Raw genomic sequence first — 17,467 nt, forward strand, 5'->3', positions numbered from 1 at the left:
ATGGCAATGACTTACCACCTGGACGTCGTCAGCGCAGAGCAACAAATGTTCTCTGGTCTGGTCGAGAAAATCCAGGTAACGGGTAGCGAAGGTGAACTGGGTATTTTCCCGGGACACGCCCCGCTGCTCACCGCCATTAAGCCTGGTATGATCCGCATCGTTAAACAGTTCGGTCATGAAGAGTTTATCTATCTGTCTGGTGGCATTATTGAAGTGCAACCTGGCAGCGTGACCGTACTGGCTGATACCGCAATTCGTGGCCAGGATCTCGACGAAGCGCGAGCTCTGGAAGCGAAGCGTAAAGCAGAAGAGCACATTAAGAGCTCTCATGGCGACGTGGATTACGCTCAGGCGTCTGCAGAGCTGGCCAAAGCGATCGCGAAACTGCGCGTTATCGAGTTGACCAAAAAAGCGATGTAACACCGGCTTGAAAGTACGAAAGCCAGTCTGGATCCCAGGCTGGCTTTTTTTATGGCTCTGTTTCACTAAAAATGAAACTAAAACGATGTTTTATTATTTTGTGATTTAGCTCACAAAAAGATTGATCGGCAAAATGTTGAGGAGTAGACTCGTTTTTGTGATGAATGTCACATAACTGAACTCCAAAAACATCAGGATGCCATCATGAAAACCATCAACAAAATCATCGCCCTCTTCAGCAACATGAACGTCTCTTTCGGCACGTTCAATCTGTAATTGCTGACCTGCCGGGTGGCGCCACGCTTACTGTAGTGTGATAAGCGAAGCGCCGCTCAGGTTACAGGGCCTTAACCTGAGTCTTGTCTAACACCTTCCCGTCTGTATTCATGCTTTCACCCTTCACGATAAAGTAATTCGTGTTATCAATGTTTCCCACGACCGCATCATCATACTCACCTGGCTGATTACGGATCGACAGGTTGCCGGTAAACGTCCCCTGTGTTGTTACGTCTCCGTAAGGACTCGGGCGGAAGATATAGTTGAAGCGCTGGTTATCCACCGCAAGGTTGTTCTCCACCACCAGTTTGCCCGGGTTAAAGTTATCGGTGAAGCCGTCCAGATGATTGCCCGTCGCTTTGCTGTTGCGGATCTGGTGCGCCACTGGCTGCCCTTCCCCGCCAAGCTTGAAGCCGTTACTGGTATTGTTGCTGGCGACCGAGTTCTCAATCACCACCACGCCGTTTGCCCCATCTTCAATCTTATTAAACAGATCAAAACCGTCGTCGACGTTGTCGTGGGCATAGCAATTCTCCAGCCGGTTACCTTCCCCCACCCGCATCTTCACCGCAAAGCCATCGGCGTTAATCTTGCCGGGATCTTCATTGGCATATGATTCAGAATCCACCACCCGGTTATAGCTTGCCCACAACGGGCGACCGATCTTCTCAGGGGATGATATCTGGATGCCTGTGTCGTCATTGCGATACGCCGTGACGCGCGCGATCAGGTTATGGCTACCCTGGACCCGCAGGCTTTTGTCCGTGACATCGATTCCCTCGATGTGCCAGTAACTAGCGTCGAGCAGCAGACCATGGATCACCACTTTACCCTCAGCCTGCAGCGTTTTGATCTTATCGCGGCTGCCGCTGGCAGAGAGTGGGATCTCGCTGCGAGGGTAATCGCCGCTTTTCAGCACCAGCTTACCGTCAGGGGCCAGCAGCGCGATGGCAGTGGCGAGATCCAGCGGCGCATCGGGTGTGCCTTTCGCATCTGCTTTGCCGTCTGGTGCGGCATAGAGAAGCGCCGTATTCCTGTTCGCGACGCGTTCCACGGTAAGCTGCTGATTTACCGGCGTGCCCTGAGAGGGGGTAAAGGCCACCGTAAAGGTGCTGGTCTGCTCAAGACGGGTGGGCAGGGTGTACATCTCTCCTGCTTTTACCGCTTTCTCATTACCGATCACCACTTCGTTTTGCCGGACGCTGAATACCCCGTCTTCATTGGCGCGCGCCTGCAACAGGTAATCCCCGGAAGCGCTGACGTTACCGGAAGCCAGCTGCACCAGGAGCGGCAGCGGCTCTGCCTGCCACGGCGTTGAAGGCACGGTATGGGCAGGGGTTGTCGTCAGCGAGGCCTGGGTGACCGTGATTTTGGCATTACGTGATGCGAAGAAGCCAACATAATAGTGCTCCTGGTTTTGCACCGAAATCAGATCGGCGCGTGGCACGCTCTTGCTCACCCAATTGTCGCTGCCCAGCGGTGCCCACGCGGTAATAAACCCGTCGTCCGTTCGCTGGAGTTTGAGGCGAAACTCGGGGGTCTGGCTCAGATCCACCTCTTCTTTATAACTCTGTTTTTTAATCGCAGCCCCGGCATCGCCCCACGGATGGCGAATCCCCTCGCGGGTGATGGCCTGCATTTTTACTCGCTGATGATCTTTTTTATCCTGGGTCATGATAGCGTTCATCACCAGGTTCGACGCCGCCGGGAACTCTTCATATCCGGTTTTTAGCGGCTGTTGACGCGGGTTGCCGAGAACATCGCGCACCAGCAGCCCGGCACCTTCCTGTGCAGCGGGTTTTGCGCCATTCTCAGGTCCAAACTGATCGACCCGGATGTTGGCCTGTAAAACGAAATTCTCGTCTGTCGGTAGCTCGGTATAGAAAAAGGTTAATCCGTCGTGGGAGTTAGCTATTTTTCCGCCACGACTCTCCAGCGTAATCGCTTTTGCCAGATCGGCACTCTCCTGCGGCAGAAGTTTTTTGCCGTCGATAGTGACATCATTGACGCCAATTTTTTCGGGCAGCACGTTGGAAGAAAAATTCACATCGGTTGATTGCCCAAATGCAATGGCTTTCCAGATATGAGGCTGGTCGTTAGCCGTTGCGGAAAAGGCGCTACACATCATCAGGGCCAGAGGTATTTTAGACTTCATCTTATTCTCCTGAGTAATAATTGAGCGCTATTATCATCAGAATAAAACGGTGTTTCTTTTTTACATGTCACATATTTCAATAATTAAAACAGCGTTTTGATTAGGAAGGGCTTTATTCATGACGCGAAAGAATAGCTAACATGCTGTGTGGGCTGGAGACTTCTCTAAAGGACGCTATATTCCATAGGCAAAGTCCTTTACTCTGCTGTAAAAAGAACCGTTAAACTGCCCGCAACCGGTGAGGTTGCCTGTTTTACCGCCTCTCCATTTTATGGCGCAAAATATGTAGAATTTTCAACGCCAAAGGGTTTTACTTTTCACTCAAATTACAGTCAGGACGTGTATGTTGAACAATGCAATGAGCGTGGTCATTCTTGCCGCAGGCAAAGGCACCCGCATGTATTCCGATCTTCCAAAAGTGCTGCACACCCTGGCAGGGAAAGCGATGGTGCAGCATGTTATTGATGCTGCTAATGAAATGGGTGCCAGTCAGGTCCACCTGGTCTACGGCCACGGTGGCGATCTGCTGAAGCAGACGCTGCGTGACGACAATCTTAACTGGGTGCTACAGGCAGAACAGCTGGGTACCGGTCACGCTATGCAGCAGGCGGCCCCGTTCTTCTCCGACGATGAAGATATCCTGATGCTTTACGGCGATGTGCCATTGATCTCCGTCGAGACGCTGGCCCGCCTGCGTGCTGCGAAGCCGCAGGGCGGTATTGGTCTGCTGACCGTTAAGCTGGACGATCCTTCCGGTTATGGCCGTATCACCCGTGAAAACGGCAAAGTGACGGGCATCGTTGAGCATAAAGATGCGACCGACGCACAGCGTGAAATCCAGGAAATTAATACCGGTATTCTGATCGCCAATGGCGCAGACATGAAACGCTGGCTGTCGCAGTTGAACAACAACAATGCGCAGGGCGAATACTACATCACCGACATCATCGCGATGGCGTATCAGGAAGGGCGTGAAATTGCTGCCGTTCATCCGGCGCGTATCAGCGAAACGGATGGCGTGAATAACCGTCTGCAGCTGTCCCGCCTGGAGCGTATTTATCAGGCCGAGCAGGCAGAAAAATTACTGCTGGCGGGCGTGATGCTGCGCGATCCGGCGCGTTTCGATCTGCGTGGGGTGCTCAATCATGGGCGCGACGTCGAGATCGATACTAACGTTATTCTGGAAGGCAACGTCACGCTGGGTAATCGCGTCAAAATTGGCACCGGTTGCGTGATCAAAAACAGCGTGATTGGCGACGATTGTGAAATCAGCCCTTACAGCGTGGTAGAAGATGCCCACCTTGAAGCCGCCTGCACGATCGGGCCATTCGCCCGTTTGCGCCCAGGGGCAGAGCTGCTGGAAGGCGCACACGTCGGCAACTTCGTCGAAATGAAAAAAGCGCGTCTGGGCAAAGGCTCTAAAGCCGGACATCTGACCTATCTGGGCGATGCAGAGATTGGCGACAACGTAAATATCGGTGCCGGTACGATCACCTGCAACTACGATGGCGCGAACAAGTTTAAAACCATTATTGGTGACGACGTGTTTGTAGGATCCGATTCGCAGCTGGTGGCGCCGGTGACTATCGGCAACGGTGTAACCATTGCCGCAGGCACTACCGTTACGCGCGATGTCGCGGAAAACGAGCTGGTCATCAGCCGTGTGCCGCAGGTTCATAAGCAGGGCTGGAAACGCCCTGTGAAGAAGAAGTAAGAGATTTACCCCTCACCTTAACTCGCTCCCCAAAGGGGAGAGAGGATCGTGCGGTATTTGGGGCGAGGGGATAACATAATCCCCCGCCCAAAGGCAGTATCTAATAAATATAACCCCACTCTCTACAAGGCTCGGGGCGCCCAAAAAGGGCACATACAGGTCAGCGACAACGCAGGCGAAAGCCTCTATTCGGAATCTAAAACTATGTGTGGAATTGTTGGCGCAGTCGCGCAGCGTGATATTGCTGAAATCCTTCTCGAAGGGTTACGTCGTCTGGAATACCGTGGTTATGACTCTGCCGGTCTGGCAGTGGTCGATGCAGAAGGGCACATGACCCGTCTGCGTCGCCTCGGTAAAGTAAACATGCTGGCACAAGCCGCGGAAGAAACCCCGCTGCACGGCGGCACAGGCATTGCCCATACCCGTTGGGCGACCCACGGTGAACCTTCGGAAGGCAACGCGCACCCGCATGTCTCTGAACACATTGTGGTGGTGCATAACGGCATCATCGAAAACCACGAGCCGCTGCGCGAAGAACTCACTGCACGCGGGTACACCTTCGTTTCTGAAACTGACACCGAAGTGATCGCCCACCTGGTTCACTGGGAACTGGCGCAGGGCGGTACGCTGCGTGAAGCCGTACTGCGTGCTATCCCTCAGCTGCGCGGCGCCTACGGCACCGTGATCATGGACAGCCGCGACCCGTCCACCCTGCTGGCAGCCCGTTCGGGCAGCCCGATGGTTATCGGTCTGGGAATGGGCGAGAACTTTATCGCCTCCGATCAGCTGGCGCTGCTGCCGGTGACCCGTCGCTTTATCTTCATGGAAGAGGGCGACATTGCCGAAGTGACCCGCCGCGACGTGACGATCTTTGATAAAGCAGGCGAGCCGGTGAAGCGTCAGGATATCGAATCCAGCCTGCAGTACGATGCGGGTGACAAAGGTGCTTACCGTCACTACATGCAGAAAGAGATCTACGAACAGCCTAACGCCATCAAAAACACCCTGACTGGGCGCATCAGCCATGGTGAGGTGGATCTGAGCGAGCTGGGGGCAAACGCCAACGAGATGCTGGCTAACGTCGAGCATATTCAGATCGTGGCCTGCGGCACCTCTTACAACTCCGGTATGGTTTCTCGCTACTGGTTTGAAGCGCTGGCTGGCGTGCCGTGCGACGTGGAAATCGCCTCTGAATTCCGCTATCGCAAATCGGCTGTGCGCCGTAACAGCCTGATGATCACCCTGTCCCAGTCCGGCGAAACCGCTGACACCCTGGCGGCACTGCGTCTGTCCAAAGAGCTGGGTTACCTCGGTTCGCTGGCGATCTGTAACGTACCAGGTTCCTCACTGGTGCGTGAATCCGATCTGGCGCTGATGACCAAAGCGGGCACCGAAATCGGTGTGGCCTCAACTAAAGCGTTCACCACCCAATTGACGGTTCTGCTGATGCTGGTGGCGAAACTGGCTCGTCTGAAAGGCCAGGATGCGGCGATTGAGCACGACATCGTTCACGGTCTGCAGGCACTGCCGAGCCGTATTGAGCAGATGCTCTCTCAGGACAAACGCATTGAAGCGCTGGCGGAAGATTTCTCCGACAAGCATCACGCCCTGTTCCTCGGTCGTGGCGATCAGTACCCAATCGCACTGGAAGGCGCGCTGAAGCTTAAAGAAATCTCTTACATTCACGCGGAAGCCTACGCCGCAGGCGAGCTGAAACACGGCCCGCTGGCGCTGATCGACGCGGATATGCCGGTTATCGTGGTGGCACCTAACAACGAACTGCTGGAAAAACTGAAATCCAACATCGAAGAGGTGCGCGCCCGTGGCGGTGTGCTGTATGTCTTCGCCGATCGGGATGCCGGCTTTACCAGCAGCGACAACATGCACATCATCGAGATGCCGCATGTAGAAGAGGTGATTGCGCCAATCTTCTATACCGTACCGCTGCAACTGCTGGCGTACCACGTGGCGCTGATTAAAGGCACCGACGTTGACCAGCCGCGTAACCTGGCGAAGTCCGTTACCGTAGAGTAATCCCCTCAGGCTCCACCTTCGGGTGGAGCTTTTTTAACCTGCCCCCGCTCGCTTTTTCATCCGTTTTTTCCCGCTTCCGTATATGACAATCCGTCATCTTCAGCTACTTTTTGCTTTGTCACAGAAAGAAAATTTTTCTGAAAAAAATCTGTCATGTTGTTATCTAACTTGCTGATATTAAATCTTTATTTTGCTAAATTCCTGGTGCAAATTTCACTGTCATAAAACTGTCATATTTCGTACATTTGTCTGTCACCTGTTTGTCCTATTTTGCTCATCGTAGCCACTAAACAATGATTTACGAAAATCTTGCAGGAGACATTATGAAAGTTATGCGTACCACTGTCGCAACTGTTGTCGCCGCGACCTTATCGATGAGCGCGTTCTCTGTGTTTGCAGAGGCAAGCCTGACTGGTGCTGGTGCAACCTTCCCTGCGCCGGTGTATGCCAAATGGGCTGATACCTACCAGAAAGAGACTGGTAACAAGGTGAACTACCAGGGTATCGGCTCCTCCGGTGGCGTTAAACAAATTACCGCAAATACCGTTGATTTCGGTGCATCTGACGCTCCGCTGTCTGATGAAAAACTGACGCAGGAAGGCCTGTTCCAGTTCCCGACCGTTATCGGTGGTGTTGTGCTGGCCGTGAATATCCCTGGCCTGAAGTCCGGCGAGCTGGTGCTGGATGGCAAAACTCTGGGTGATATCTACCTCGGAAAAATCAAGAAATGGGATGACGAAGCCATCACTAAACTGAACCCGGGCGTGAAACTGCCTTCGCAGAACATCGCTGTGGTTCGTCGTGCTGACGGTTCCGGTACCTCCTTCGTCTTCACCAGCTACCTGGCGAAAGTGAACGAAGAGTGGAAATCCAAAGTCGGTTCCGGCTCTACCGTTAACTGGCCAACCGGTCTGGGTGGTAAAGGTAACGACGGTATCGCCGCCTTCGTACAGCGTCTGCCTGGCTCAATCGGCTACGTAGAATACGCTTACGCTAAGCAGAACAACCTGGCGTACACCAAGCTGGTCTCTGCTGATGGCAAACCGGTAAGCCCGACGGAAGAGAACTTTGCCAACGCCGCTAAAGGCGCTGACTGGAGCAAATCTTTCGCTCAGGACCTGACGAACCAGAAAGGTGACGACGCGTGGCCAATCACCTCCACCACCTTCATCCTGGTTCACAAAGATCAGAAGAAACCAGAGCAGGGCACTGAAGTGCTGAAGTTCTTCGACTGGGCATACAAAAATGGCGGCAAACAGGCTAACGACCTGGATTACGCGAGCCTGCCGGACAGCGTGGTTGAGCAGATTCGTGCTGCATGGAAAACCAACGTGAAAGACAGCAGCGGTAAAGCGCTGTACTAACAGGATATTTTTGACGAAGATGGCGGGTGGCGCTGGCGCTAACCCGCCCTACGGCTCCACCTGTAGGCCCGGTAAGCGTTAGCGCCACCGGGCATATTCGTAAGACGTCTCAAACAGAAGAGTAATTTATGGCTGCAACCAAGCCTGCATTTAACCCTCCGGGTAAAAAAGGTGACATGATTTTCAGCGCGCTGGTAAAACTGGCTGCGCTGATTGTGCTATTGCTGCTGGGCGGCATTATCGTGTCTCTGATTTTCTCCTCCTGGCCAAGCATCCAGAAATTCGGTTTCTCCTTCCTGTGGACCAAAGAGTGGGATGCGCCGAACGATATCTACGGTGCGCTGGTGCCGATCTACGGCACGCTGGTGACCTCATTTATCGCCCTGCTGATTGCCGTACCGGTGAGCTTTGGTATCGCCCTGTTCCTGACTGAACTGGCACCAAACTGGCTGAAACGTCCGCTGGGTATCGCCATCGAGCTGCTGGCTGCGATCCCGAGTATCGTTTACGGCATGTGGGGCCTGTTTATCTTTGCGCCGCTGTTCGCGACTTACTTCCAGGAGCCGGTAGGCAACGTCCTTTCCGCCATCCCGTTTGTGGGCGCCCTCTTCTCCGGTCCGGCATTCGGTATCGGGATTCTGGCCGCAGGCGTGATCCTCGCCATCATGATTATTCCGTACATCGCGGCGGTAATGCGCGATGTCTTCGAACAAACCCCGGTGATGATGAAAGAGTCGGCCTACGGCATCGGCTGCACCACCTGGGAAGTTATCTGGCGCATCGTTCTGCCGTTCACCAAAAATGGGGTGATTGGCGGCATTATGCTGGGCCTGGGTCGTGCGCTGGGTGAAACCATGGCCGTGACCTTTATCATCGGTAACACTTACCAGCTCGACAGCGCCTCGCTCTACATGCCGGGTAACAGCATTACCTCGGCGCTGGCTAACGAATTCGCTGAAGCGGAATCGGGCCTGCACGTTGCCGCGCTGATGGAACTGGGCTTAATTCTGTTTGTTATCACCTTCATCGTGCTGGCGATCTCCAAAGTGATGATCATGCGCCTCGCGAAAAATGAGGGGGCACGCTAATGGCAACGCTTGAAATGCAAAACACCGTGGAGCTGGCAGAATCTCGCCGCAAAATGCAGGCCAGACGGCGCATGAAAAACCGCATCGCCCTGACGCTGTCGATGGCAACCATGGCATTTGGTCTGTTCTGGCTGATCTGGATCCTGTTCTCCACCGTGACGCGCGGTATCGACGGCATGTCGCTGGCGCTGTTCACGGAGATGACCCCACCACCGAACACGGCGGGCGGCGGTCTGGCAAACGCCCTGGCGGGCAGCGGCCTGCTGATCCTGTGGGCGACCGTTTTCGGTACGCCGCTGGGCATCATGGCGGGGATCTATCTGGCGGAGTACGGCCGTAAGTCCTGGATTGCAGAAGTGATTCGCTTCATTAACGACATTCTGCTCTCTGCCCCCTCGATTGTGGTCGGTCTGTTCGTTTACACCATCGTGGTGGCGCAGATGGAACACTTCTCCGGCTGGGCTGGGGTGATTGCGCTGGCGCTGCTGCAGGTGCCTATCGTCATCCGTACTACCGAGAACATGCTGAAACTGGTGCCGGACAGCCTGCGTGAAGCGGCCTACGCACTGGGAACGCCTAAGTGGAAGATGATTTCTGCCATCACCCTGAAAGCGTCCGTTTCCGGGATCCTGACCGGCGTACTGCTGGCCGTGGCCCGTATTGCCGGTGAAACCGCACCGCTGCTCTTTACCGCGCTCTCTAATCAGTTCTGGAGCACGGACATGATGCAGCCGATCGCCAACCTGCCGGTGACGATCTTTAAATTTGCGATGAGCCCGTTTGCCGAATGGCAGTCACTGGCCTGGGCCGGGGTACTGATTATTACCCTGTGCGTACTGTTACTGAACATTCTGGCGCGCGTTATTTTCGCGAAGAAGAAACACGGTTAATTATTTACGGCGTGGCACTCAGCGGCGCCGGATGAGGAAATGAGTCAATGAGTATGGTCGATACTGCCCCAGGTATTCTTTCGGTTCGTGATCTGAACTTCTACTACGGCAAGTTCCATGCCCTGAAAAACATCAACCTGGATATCGCCAGGAACCAGGTCACGGCATTCATCGGTCCGTCGGGCTGCGGGAAATCCACGCTGCTGCGTACCTTTAACAAGATGTATTCGCTCTATCCAGAGCAGCGCGCCGAAGGCGAAATCCTGCTCGATGGCGACAACATTCTGACCAATACCCAGGATATCGCCCTGCTGCGTGCGAAAGTGGGTATGGTGTTCCAGAAACCGACACCGTTCCCGATGTCCATCTATGACAACATCGCCTTTGGCGTGCGCCTGTTTGAAAAGCTCTCCCGTGCCGACATGGACGAGCGTGTACAGTGGGCTTTGACCAAGGCCGCATTATGGAACGAAACCAAAGATAAACTTCACCAGAGCGGATACTCTCTCTCCGGTGGTCAGCAGCAGCGTCTGTGCATTGCGCGTGGTATCGCCATTCGCCCGGAAGTGTTATTGCTGGATGAGCCGTGCTCAGCGTTGGATCCGATCTCTACCGGTCGTATCGAAGAGCTGATCACCGAGTTAAAACAGGATTACACCGTGGTGATCGTTACCCACAACATGCAGCAGGCTGCACGTTGTTCAGACCATACGGCGTTTATGTACCTGGGCGAGTTGATTGAGTTCAGTAACACGGACGATCTGTTCACCAAGCCCGCGAAGAAACAAACAGAAGACTACATCACCGGACGCTACGGCTGATTCAGGAGTGCGCAATGGATAATCTCAATCTTAATAAACACATTTCCGGCCAGTTCAACGCAGAGCTGGAAAGTATCCGCACCCAGGTGATGACCATGGGCGGAATGGTAGAGCAGCAGCTTTCTGATGCCATCACCGCGATGCACAACCAGGACAGCGAGCTGGCGAAGCGTGTGGTGGAAGGCGACAAACACGTCAACATGATGGAAGTGGCGATTGACGAAGCCTGCGTGCGCATCATCGCCAAGCGTCAGCCGACGGCGAGCGACCTGCGTCTGGTCATGGCGATCATCAAGACCATCGCCGAGCTGGAACGTATTGGCGACGTGGCGGACAAAATCTGCCGCACCGCGCTGGAGAAGTTCTCCCAGCAGCACCAGCCGCTGCTGGTGAGTCTGGAGTCGCTGGGCCGTCACACCGTGCAGATGCTGCACGACGTGCTGGATGCCTTTGCGCGAATGGATCTGGATGAAGCCATACGTATCTACCGTGAAGACAAGAAGGTCGATCAGGAGTACGAAGGCATTGTGCGTCAGCTGATGACCTACATGATGGAAGACACGCGCACCATTCCAAGCGTCCTGACTGCTCTGTTCTGCGCCCGCTCTATCGAGCGTATCGGTGACCGATGCCAGAACATTTGCGAATACATCTTCTACTTCGTGAAGGGCCAGGATTTCCGTCACGTTGGCGGGGATGAACTGGACAAAATGCTCGCCGGAAAAGATCCGAAAGAGTAATGCCTCCCGTAACGCCAGCTAAGCTGGCGTTATATTTAAATATCTAAATATTTCCCCTGCGAATAACTCTTTTCTCTCTCGTGCAATAATATTGCCGACAGTCACATTTCAATATTTTTCCGGTTGTTTTCTTTTCTCTTCTCCCTTAAAACATTCCGACGTTAACGCAAGCCCCAGAAATACGTTAATGCGCTAATTACGTTATTAAGCAAAACTGGATTGTTACCGCTATTAAGCGGGCAAAACCTGAAAGTGATTATCTCCATGCGGAGGTGAATCGCTTTCAGGTTTTTTTATTTTTAAAATAAATAAACAGGAACGCGTATTATGTTCAGGAGAACCCTTATTACCTCGGCCATTTTAATGATGACCCCTCTCGCTCAGGCTGGCGCGGCGTCGTTAACGGTGGAGCAGCGCCTTGAATTGCTGGAAAAGGCGTTAAAAGAGACCCAGGCAGAGCTTCAGCAATATAAGGATAAGGAGATCGTCAAAACACAGGTCACCAGCCCGGCGAAAAAGCCCGATGCTGTACTGGTTAAAACGGAGGACACCCATACCGGGGATATTTATTCCTCTGTCACCCTGAAAGACTTCAGTAAATTCGTGAAGGATGAAATTGGTTTCAGCTATAACGGCTACTTTCGCTCCGGATGGGGCACCGCATCCCATGGTGCCCCAAAATCCTGGGCTATTGGCTCGCTGGGGCGATTGGGCAACGAATATTCCGGCTGGTTCGACTTACAGCTTAAGCAGCGGGTCTATCACGAAGGCAATAAACGCGTCGATGCTATTGTGATGCTGGATGGCAACGTGAGTCAGCAGTACTCCACCGGCTGGTTTGGCGATAACGCGGGCGGAGAGAACTATTTGCAGTTCTCCGATATGTACGTCACCACCCAGGGCTTCCTGCCGTTTGCCCCGGAGGCGGATTTTTGGGTCGGGAAGCATGGCGCGCCGAAGATCGAAATCCAGATGCTGGACTGGAAAACCCAACGAACGGATGCCGCCGCGGGCGTCGGGCTGGAAAACTGGAAAGTGGGTCCAGGCAAGGTGGATATTGCGCTGGTGCGTGAAGACGTGGATGACTATGACCGCCAGCTTAAAAACAAGCAGCAGCTGAATACGAATACCATCGACCTGCGTTATAAGGAGTTGCCGCTGTGGGACAAAGCCTCGCTGATGGTTAGCGGGCGCTACGTCGCGGCCAATCAAAGCTCCAGCGAGAAGTATAATCAGGACAATAACGGCTATTATCCGTGGAAAGACACCTGGATGGTCGGCACCACTTTAACGCAAAAACTGGATACGGGCGGTTTCAACGAGTTTTCCGTCCTGCTGGCGAATAACTCCATTGCCAGCAGCTTCTCGCGTTATGCCGGTTCCAGCCCCTTTACCACTTTCAACGGCAGATATTACGGCGATCACACCAACGGGACGGCGGTACGGGTAGCCTCGCAGGGGGAGATGTATCTGCGGGATGACATCATCATGGCCAATGCGCTGGTCTACTCCTTCGGCAATGACATTTACAGCTATGAAACCGGTGCCCATTCCGATTTCGAGTCCATTCGCGCCGTTGTTCGCCCGGCCTATATCTGGGATCAATATAATCAAACCGGCGTTGAGCTGGGTTATTTCAGACAGCAAAATACCGATCTGACCGGCAATAAATATTATGAGTCCGGCTATAAAGCCACGCTGTTCCATACCTTCAAAGTAAATACCAGTATGTTGACCTCCCGCCCGGAACTGCGTTTTTATGGAACGTATATTAAAGCGGACGAGACGGATTTAGATAATTTCACCTTTGAAGACCAAAAAAAGGATCAGTTTGCCATTGGCGCGCAGGCTGAAATCTGGTGGTAACCGGATCGCATTAAGGAATTTATTAATGAAACGCATGAAAACAGCTTTATCCGTTATTACGCTCTGTTTATCTCTCGGGTCATCGGCGTTTGCGGCAGATCTCCCTGCTGCCCCGAATCCTGCTCATCCACTGAGCCAATATGTCACTCAGGTGAATGCCGACAATACGGTGACGTTTCGCTACTTCGCTCCGGCAGCAAAAAGCGTATCGGTGGTAGTGGGGGTTCCGACCCCGGAAAATATCCATCCGATGACCAAAGACGCCTCGGGACTCTGGAGCTGGCAAGGACCGGTAATGCAGCCCAATCTGTATGAATACTTCTTCAACGTCGACGGTGTGCGCAGCATTGATACCGGCACGGCGATGACCAAGCCGCAGCGCCAGGTGAACACCAGCATGGTGTTGGTACCGGGCAGTATTCTGGATGTTAACCCAGTGCCGCATGGCGATCTGATTACCCTGACCTATCATTCGTCGGCGCTCAAATCGGAGCGTCAGCTGTTCGTCTGGACGCCGCCGGGCTACAGCGGAAAAGAAAAGCCGCTGCCGGTGCTCTACTTCTATCATGGCTTCGGTGATACGGGACGTTCGGCTATCGATCAGGGTCGTATCGCGCAGATCATGGATAACCTGCTCGCGGCCGGAAAGATTAAACCAATGCTGGTGGTGGTACCTGACACGGAAACCGATGCTGAAGGGATTGTTCCTGAAACCTTCGTACCGAATGAGCGTCGCAAAGCGTTCTACCCGCTAAATGCTCAGGCTGCCGATCGGGAGCTAATGAACGACATCATTCCGCTGATAAGCCAGCGGTTTAACGTGCGCGATGATGCCGAAGGGCGCGCGCTGGCAGGACTGTCGCAGGGTGGCTATCAGGCGCTGGTTTCCGGGATGAATCATCTTGAGCACTTTGGCTGGCTGGCCACGTTTAGCGGCGTGACCACCACTACGGTGCCGGATGCGGGGGTCAGCGCACGACTTAACGATCCTCAGGCCATCAATAAGCAGCTACGCAATTTCACCGTCGTGGTGGGCGAGAAAGATGTGGTGACGGGTAAGGATATCGCCGGGCTGAAGCAGGAGCTGGAGAAACGCCAGATTGCATTCAATTATCACGAGTATCCGGGTCTGAACCATGAGATGGATGTCTGGCGACCTGCCTACGCGGAATTCGTCCAGAAGCTGTTTAAATAGCAAAAAGCCGTAAAGCGACTCGCTTTACGGCTTATTCGTTTTAGCGGGTAAGGTGCCAGCCGCGTGCTTTCCACAGTTCTGGCAACTGGGCCAGATCGGTAAAGGTGGTCACTTTCGGATGGTCAAGCGGCGGGTTGTGCGGATCGGCGCAGAAGTAAAACACCTCCATGCCCGCCGCGATCCCCGCCTGCGCCCCTGCGCTGGAGTCATCCACCAGGATGCAATTCTCCACGTTGACGTTCATGGCTTTCGCCGCGTGGAACATCATGGCCGGATCGGGTTTCCAGCGCTGGATATCGTAGCCGCTGAACAGTTTTTCCGGGAAATGGTGCAGCATTTGTAACTTGCCAAGGGAGTGCTGCATTTTGCTCACCGGGCCGTTAGAGACCACGCACATCGGCACAGCCATAGCATCCAGCAAGGCGCTGGCCCCGGCGATTGCTTCCAGTTCTGAGTCGAAGAGGCGCGCGACCTCGGCGCGGTAAACAGGCTCCAGATCCGCTTTCGCGAGGCTGACGCCGTGTTCGGCGTTAATAATGTCGATGATTTCGTAGAGCTTCACGCCTTTAAAACGTTTGAACGTCTCTTCGAGATCGAGCGTGATACCAAATTCCTGGAACATGGTGACATACGCCCGGGAACAGATGACCTCACTGTCGACCAACGTACCATCGCAGTCGAAAAATACCGCATCAATCTGAGACATGCATTTCCCTTTCTTAACAAGTTTAACGTTTACGTACCGCATTACGTTGAGACGCAATCGTTGCCGTATAAGCAAATTCAATGAAAAAAAGTGCTTCTCAACCACCCCTATTGTCGCATTTTGGTATAGGATAGCGACGGATTTTCCCTCCTTGTTCGGAAATAGATAATGAGTCAACAACACACTACCCAGTCTTCTGGCGCGGGTTTGCTTGAGCGCGTGTTTAAACTGCGCGAACACGGCACAACGGCACGCACCGAAGTGATCGCGGGTTTCACTACCTTCCTGACGATGGTCTATATCGTTTTCGTGAACCCACAAATTCTGGGCGTTGCTGGCATGGATACCAGCGCCGTCTTCGTGACTACCTGTCTGATCGCCGCCTTCGGCAGCATCCTGATGGGGCTGTTCGCTAACCTGCCGGTTGCTCTGGCACCTGCGATGGGTCTGAATGCTTTCTTCGCCTTCGTGGTGGTTCAGGCTATGGGCCTGCCGTGGCAGGTGGGTATGGGCGCGATCTTCTGGGGCGCGGTTGGCCTGCTGATCCTGACCATTTTCCGCGTGCGTTACTGGATGATTGCCAATATCCCGGTCAGCCTGCGTGTGGGCATCACCAGCGGTATCGGTCTTTTCATTGGCATGATGGGGCTGAAAAATGCCGGTGTGATCGTGGCAAACCCGGAAACGCTGGTCAGCATCGGTAAACTGACCTCTCACAGCGTGCTGCTGGGCGTGCTGGGCTTCTTTATCATTGCGATTCTGGCCTCACGCAATATCCACGCGGCGGTTTTAGTCTCCATTATCGTTACCACCCTTCTGGGCTGGATGCTGGGCGATGTGCACTACAACGGCATTGTCTCTGCGCCGCCAAGCGTGACTACCGTGATTGGCCATGTCGATCTGGCAGGTTCGCTGAACCTGGGTCTGGCCGGGGTGATCTTCTCCTTCATGCTGGTAAACCTGTTTGACTCCTCCGGGACGCTGATTGGCGTGACCGACAAAGCCGGTCTGGCGGATGAGAAGGGCAAATTCCCGCGCATGAAGCAGGCGCTGTTCGTGGACAGTATCTCTTCCGTAACCGGCTCCTTTATCGGCACCTCGTCCGTGACCGCTTATATCGAGTCCTCTTCCGGGGTTTCCGTTGGTGGCCGTACCGGTCTGACCGCGGTGGTCGTGGGTCTGCTGTTCCTGCTGGTGATCTTCCTTTCACCGCTGGCGGGCATGGTGCCGCCGTACGCGGCCGCTGGCGCGCTGATCTACGTGGGCGTGCTGATGACTTCCAGTCTGTCGCGCGTGAAGTGGGACGACCTGACCGAAGCGGTTCCGGCATTTATTACCGCCGTGATGATGCCGTTTAGCTTCTCCATCACCGAAGGGATTGCGCTGGGCTTTATCTCTTACTGCGTGATGAAGGCGGGCACCGGACGCTGGCGTGAAATCAGCCCGTGCGTGATGGTTGTTGCGCTGCTGTTCGTGCTGAAAATTGCGTTTATTGATGCGTAATAAAATTAAAAACAGCAACTTAGGTTGCTGTTTTTAGTGTTTGCATCCTCTCCCTGAGGGAGAGGACCGGGGTGAGGGCGCTAGCCGCACTCACCCTGAACTCTTCCCCTACGCTTTAACCCGCTGAATATACTTCCCAAACGCGCTCAACTGACCGGTCAGATGGTCCAGCGTGCTCTGATCGATCACTTCACCCGTCTGTGGGTCCACCTTGTTCTGAATCACGCCGCCCATAAATTCCGGCTTGTTCATCACCATCGCATCCAGGAACACCAGGATCTGGCGCAGATGATACTGACAACGCGCGCCGCCAATCGCCCCCATTGAGCTGGTCTGGATCAGCACCGGTTTACCGGCCAGCGGCTGCTCTGGCAGGCGAGAAAGCCAGTCAATGGCGTTCTTCAGGCCACCCGGCACCGAGTAGTTATATTCCGGGGTGACAATCACCACGCCGTCCGCTTCGCGGATCTGCGCTGCCAGCGCTTCTACGGCAGCCGGGAAACCCTCTTCCTGCTGCACATCCGCGTCATACAGCGGAATATCGCCAATCGACGGCAGGGGGGTAACTTCCATGCCCTCAGGCGCCAGTTTCGGCAGCGTGCGGGCAACCATCCCGTTAAATGAACCCTTGCGCAGGCTTCCCAGTAACGTAACAACCTTCAACGTTTCAGACATCACGACTCCTTTATGAAAGG

At 54.1% G+C, this 17,467-nt stretch carries 14 protein-coding genes; 11 read left to right on the forward strand and 3 right to left on the reverse strand.

What is annotated here, in order from left to right:
• Positions 1–420, forward strand: a complete 420-nt coding sequence (locus ACF8PE_RS09015; protein ID WP_032615508.1) for a F0F1 ATP synthase subunit epsilon — start codon at positions 1–3, stop codon at positions 418–420.
• Positions 421–757: 337 nt separating this feature from the next.
• Here ACF8PE_RS09015 and ACF8PE_RS09020 read toward each other — a convergent pair whose 3' ends face one another.
• Positions 758–2,851, reverse strand: a complete 2,094-nt coding sequence (locus tag ACF8PE_RS09020; RefSeq protein WP_392494783.1) for a right-handed parallel beta-helix repeat-containing protein — start codon at positions 2,849–2,851, stop codon at positions 758–760.
• 343 nt (positions 2,852–3,194) lie between these two features.
• On the opposite strand from ACF8PE_RS09020, the gene glmU reads away from it, so the two are divergent.
• From glmU to ACF8PE_RS09065, 9 genes are all read left to right on the forward strand, one after another.
• Positions 3,195–4,565 carry a bifunctional UDP-N-acetylglucosamine diphosphorylase/glucosamine-1-phosphate N-acetyltransferase GlmU gene (gene glmU / locus ACF8PE_RS09025; protein ID WP_032615512.1) on the forward strand — a complete coding sequence of 457 codons (1,371 nt, stop codon included), beginning with the start codon at positions 3,195–3,197 and terminating at the stop codon, positions 4,563–4,565.
• 204 nt (positions 4,566–4,769) lie between these two features.
• Complete coding sequence (gene glmS / locus ACF8PE_RS09030; protein ID WP_032615513.1) at positions 4,770–6,599, forward strand: glutamine--fructose-6-phosphate transaminase (isomerizing); 1,830 nt, start codon at positions 4,770–4,772, stop codon at positions 6,597–6,599.
• Positions 6,600–6,922: 323 nt separating this feature from the next.
• Positions 6,923–7,963, forward strand: coding sequence for a phosphate ABC transporter substrate-binding protein PstS (gene pstS, locus ACF8PE_RS09035; RefSeq protein WP_032615514.1), 1,041 nt, complete (start codon positions 6,923–6,925; stop codon positions 7,961–7,963).
• A 128-nt stretch (positions 7,964–8,091) separates the two neighbouring features.
• A complete protein-coding gene (gene pstC, locus ACF8PE_RS09040) occupies positions 8,092–9,051 on the forward strand; it encodes a phosphate ABC transporter permease PstC (RefSeq protein ID WP_032615515.1) in 960 nt (319 codons plus the stop codon).
• The gene (pstA, locus tag ACF8PE_RS09045; protein WP_032615516.1) at positions 9,051–9,941 is read left to right on the forward strand and encodes a phosphate ABC transporter permease PstA; all 891 of its coding nucleotides are present in this window, start codon (positions 9,051–9,053) and stop codon (positions 9,939–9,941) included. The genes pstC and pstA overlap by 1 nt, the downstream gene beginning before the upstream one ends.
• A gap of 47 nt (positions 9,942–9,988) precedes the next feature.
• Positions 9,989–10,762 (forward strand): phosphate ABC transporter ATP-binding protein PstB, encoded by a 774-nt coding sequence (pstB, locus tag ACF8PE_RS09050; protein ID WP_032615517.1) that lies wholly within the window; start codon positions 9,989–9,991, stop codon positions 10,760–10,762.
• A 14-nt stretch (positions 10,763–10,776) separates the two neighbouring features.
• Positions 10,777–11,502: a phosphate signaling complex protein PhoU gene (gene phoU, locus ACF8PE_RS09055; RefSeq protein ID WP_032615518.1), complete on the forward strand. Its 726-nt coding sequence runs from the start codon at positions 10,777–10,779 to the stop codon at positions 11,500–11,502.
• A 327-nt stretch (positions 11,503–11,829) separates the two neighbouring features.
• A complete protein-coding gene (locus ACF8PE_RS09060; protein WP_144839844.1) occupies positions 11,830–13,368 on the forward strand; it encodes a carbohydrate porin in 1,539 nt (512 codons plus the stop codon).
• Positions 13,369–13,393: 25 nt separating this feature from the next.
• Positions 13,394–14,563 (forward strand): alpha/beta hydrolase-fold protein, encoded by a 1,170-nt coding sequence (locus ACF8PE_RS09065; protein WP_392494784.1) that lies wholly within the window; start codon positions 13,394–13,396, stop codon positions 14,561–14,563.
• Between the two features lie 40 nt (positions 14,564–14,603).
• On the opposite strand, the gene yieH is transcribed toward ACF8PE_RS09065, so the two are convergent.
• A complete protein-coding gene (gene yieH, locus ACF8PE_RS09070; protein ID WP_032615520.1) occupies positions 14,604–15,269 on the reverse strand; it encodes a 6-phosphogluconate phosphatase in 666 nt (221 codons plus the stop codon).
• A 168-nt stretch (positions 15,270–15,437) separates the two neighbouring features.
• On the opposite strand from yieH, the gene ACF8PE_RS09075 reads away from it, so the two are divergent.
• Positions 15,438–16,772 carry an NCS2 family permease gene (locus tag ACF8PE_RS09075; RefSeq protein ID WP_141242333.1) on the forward strand — a complete coding sequence of 445 codons (1,335 nt, stop codon included), beginning with the start codon at positions 15,438–15,440 and terminating at the stop codon, positions 16,770–16,772.
• A 108-nt stretch (positions 16,773–16,880) separates the two neighbouring features.
• Here the strand turns inward: ACF8PE_RS09075 and ACF8PE_RS09080 are convergent, their stop codons facing one another.
• Entirely contained in the window at positions 16,881–17,447 is a 567-nt protein-coding gene (locus ACF8PE_RS09080; protein WP_032615522.1) for an NADPH-dependent FMN reductase, read from the reverse strand.
• Positions 17,448–17,467: the final 20 nt, after the last annotated feature.

It is taken from the genome of Leclercia sp. GLN_9 (genome assembly GCF_043105735.1).
GTDB classification, from domain to species: Bacteria; Pseudomonadota; Gammaproteobacteria; order Enterobacterales; family Enterobacteriaceae; genus Enterobacter; species Enterobacter adecarboxylatus.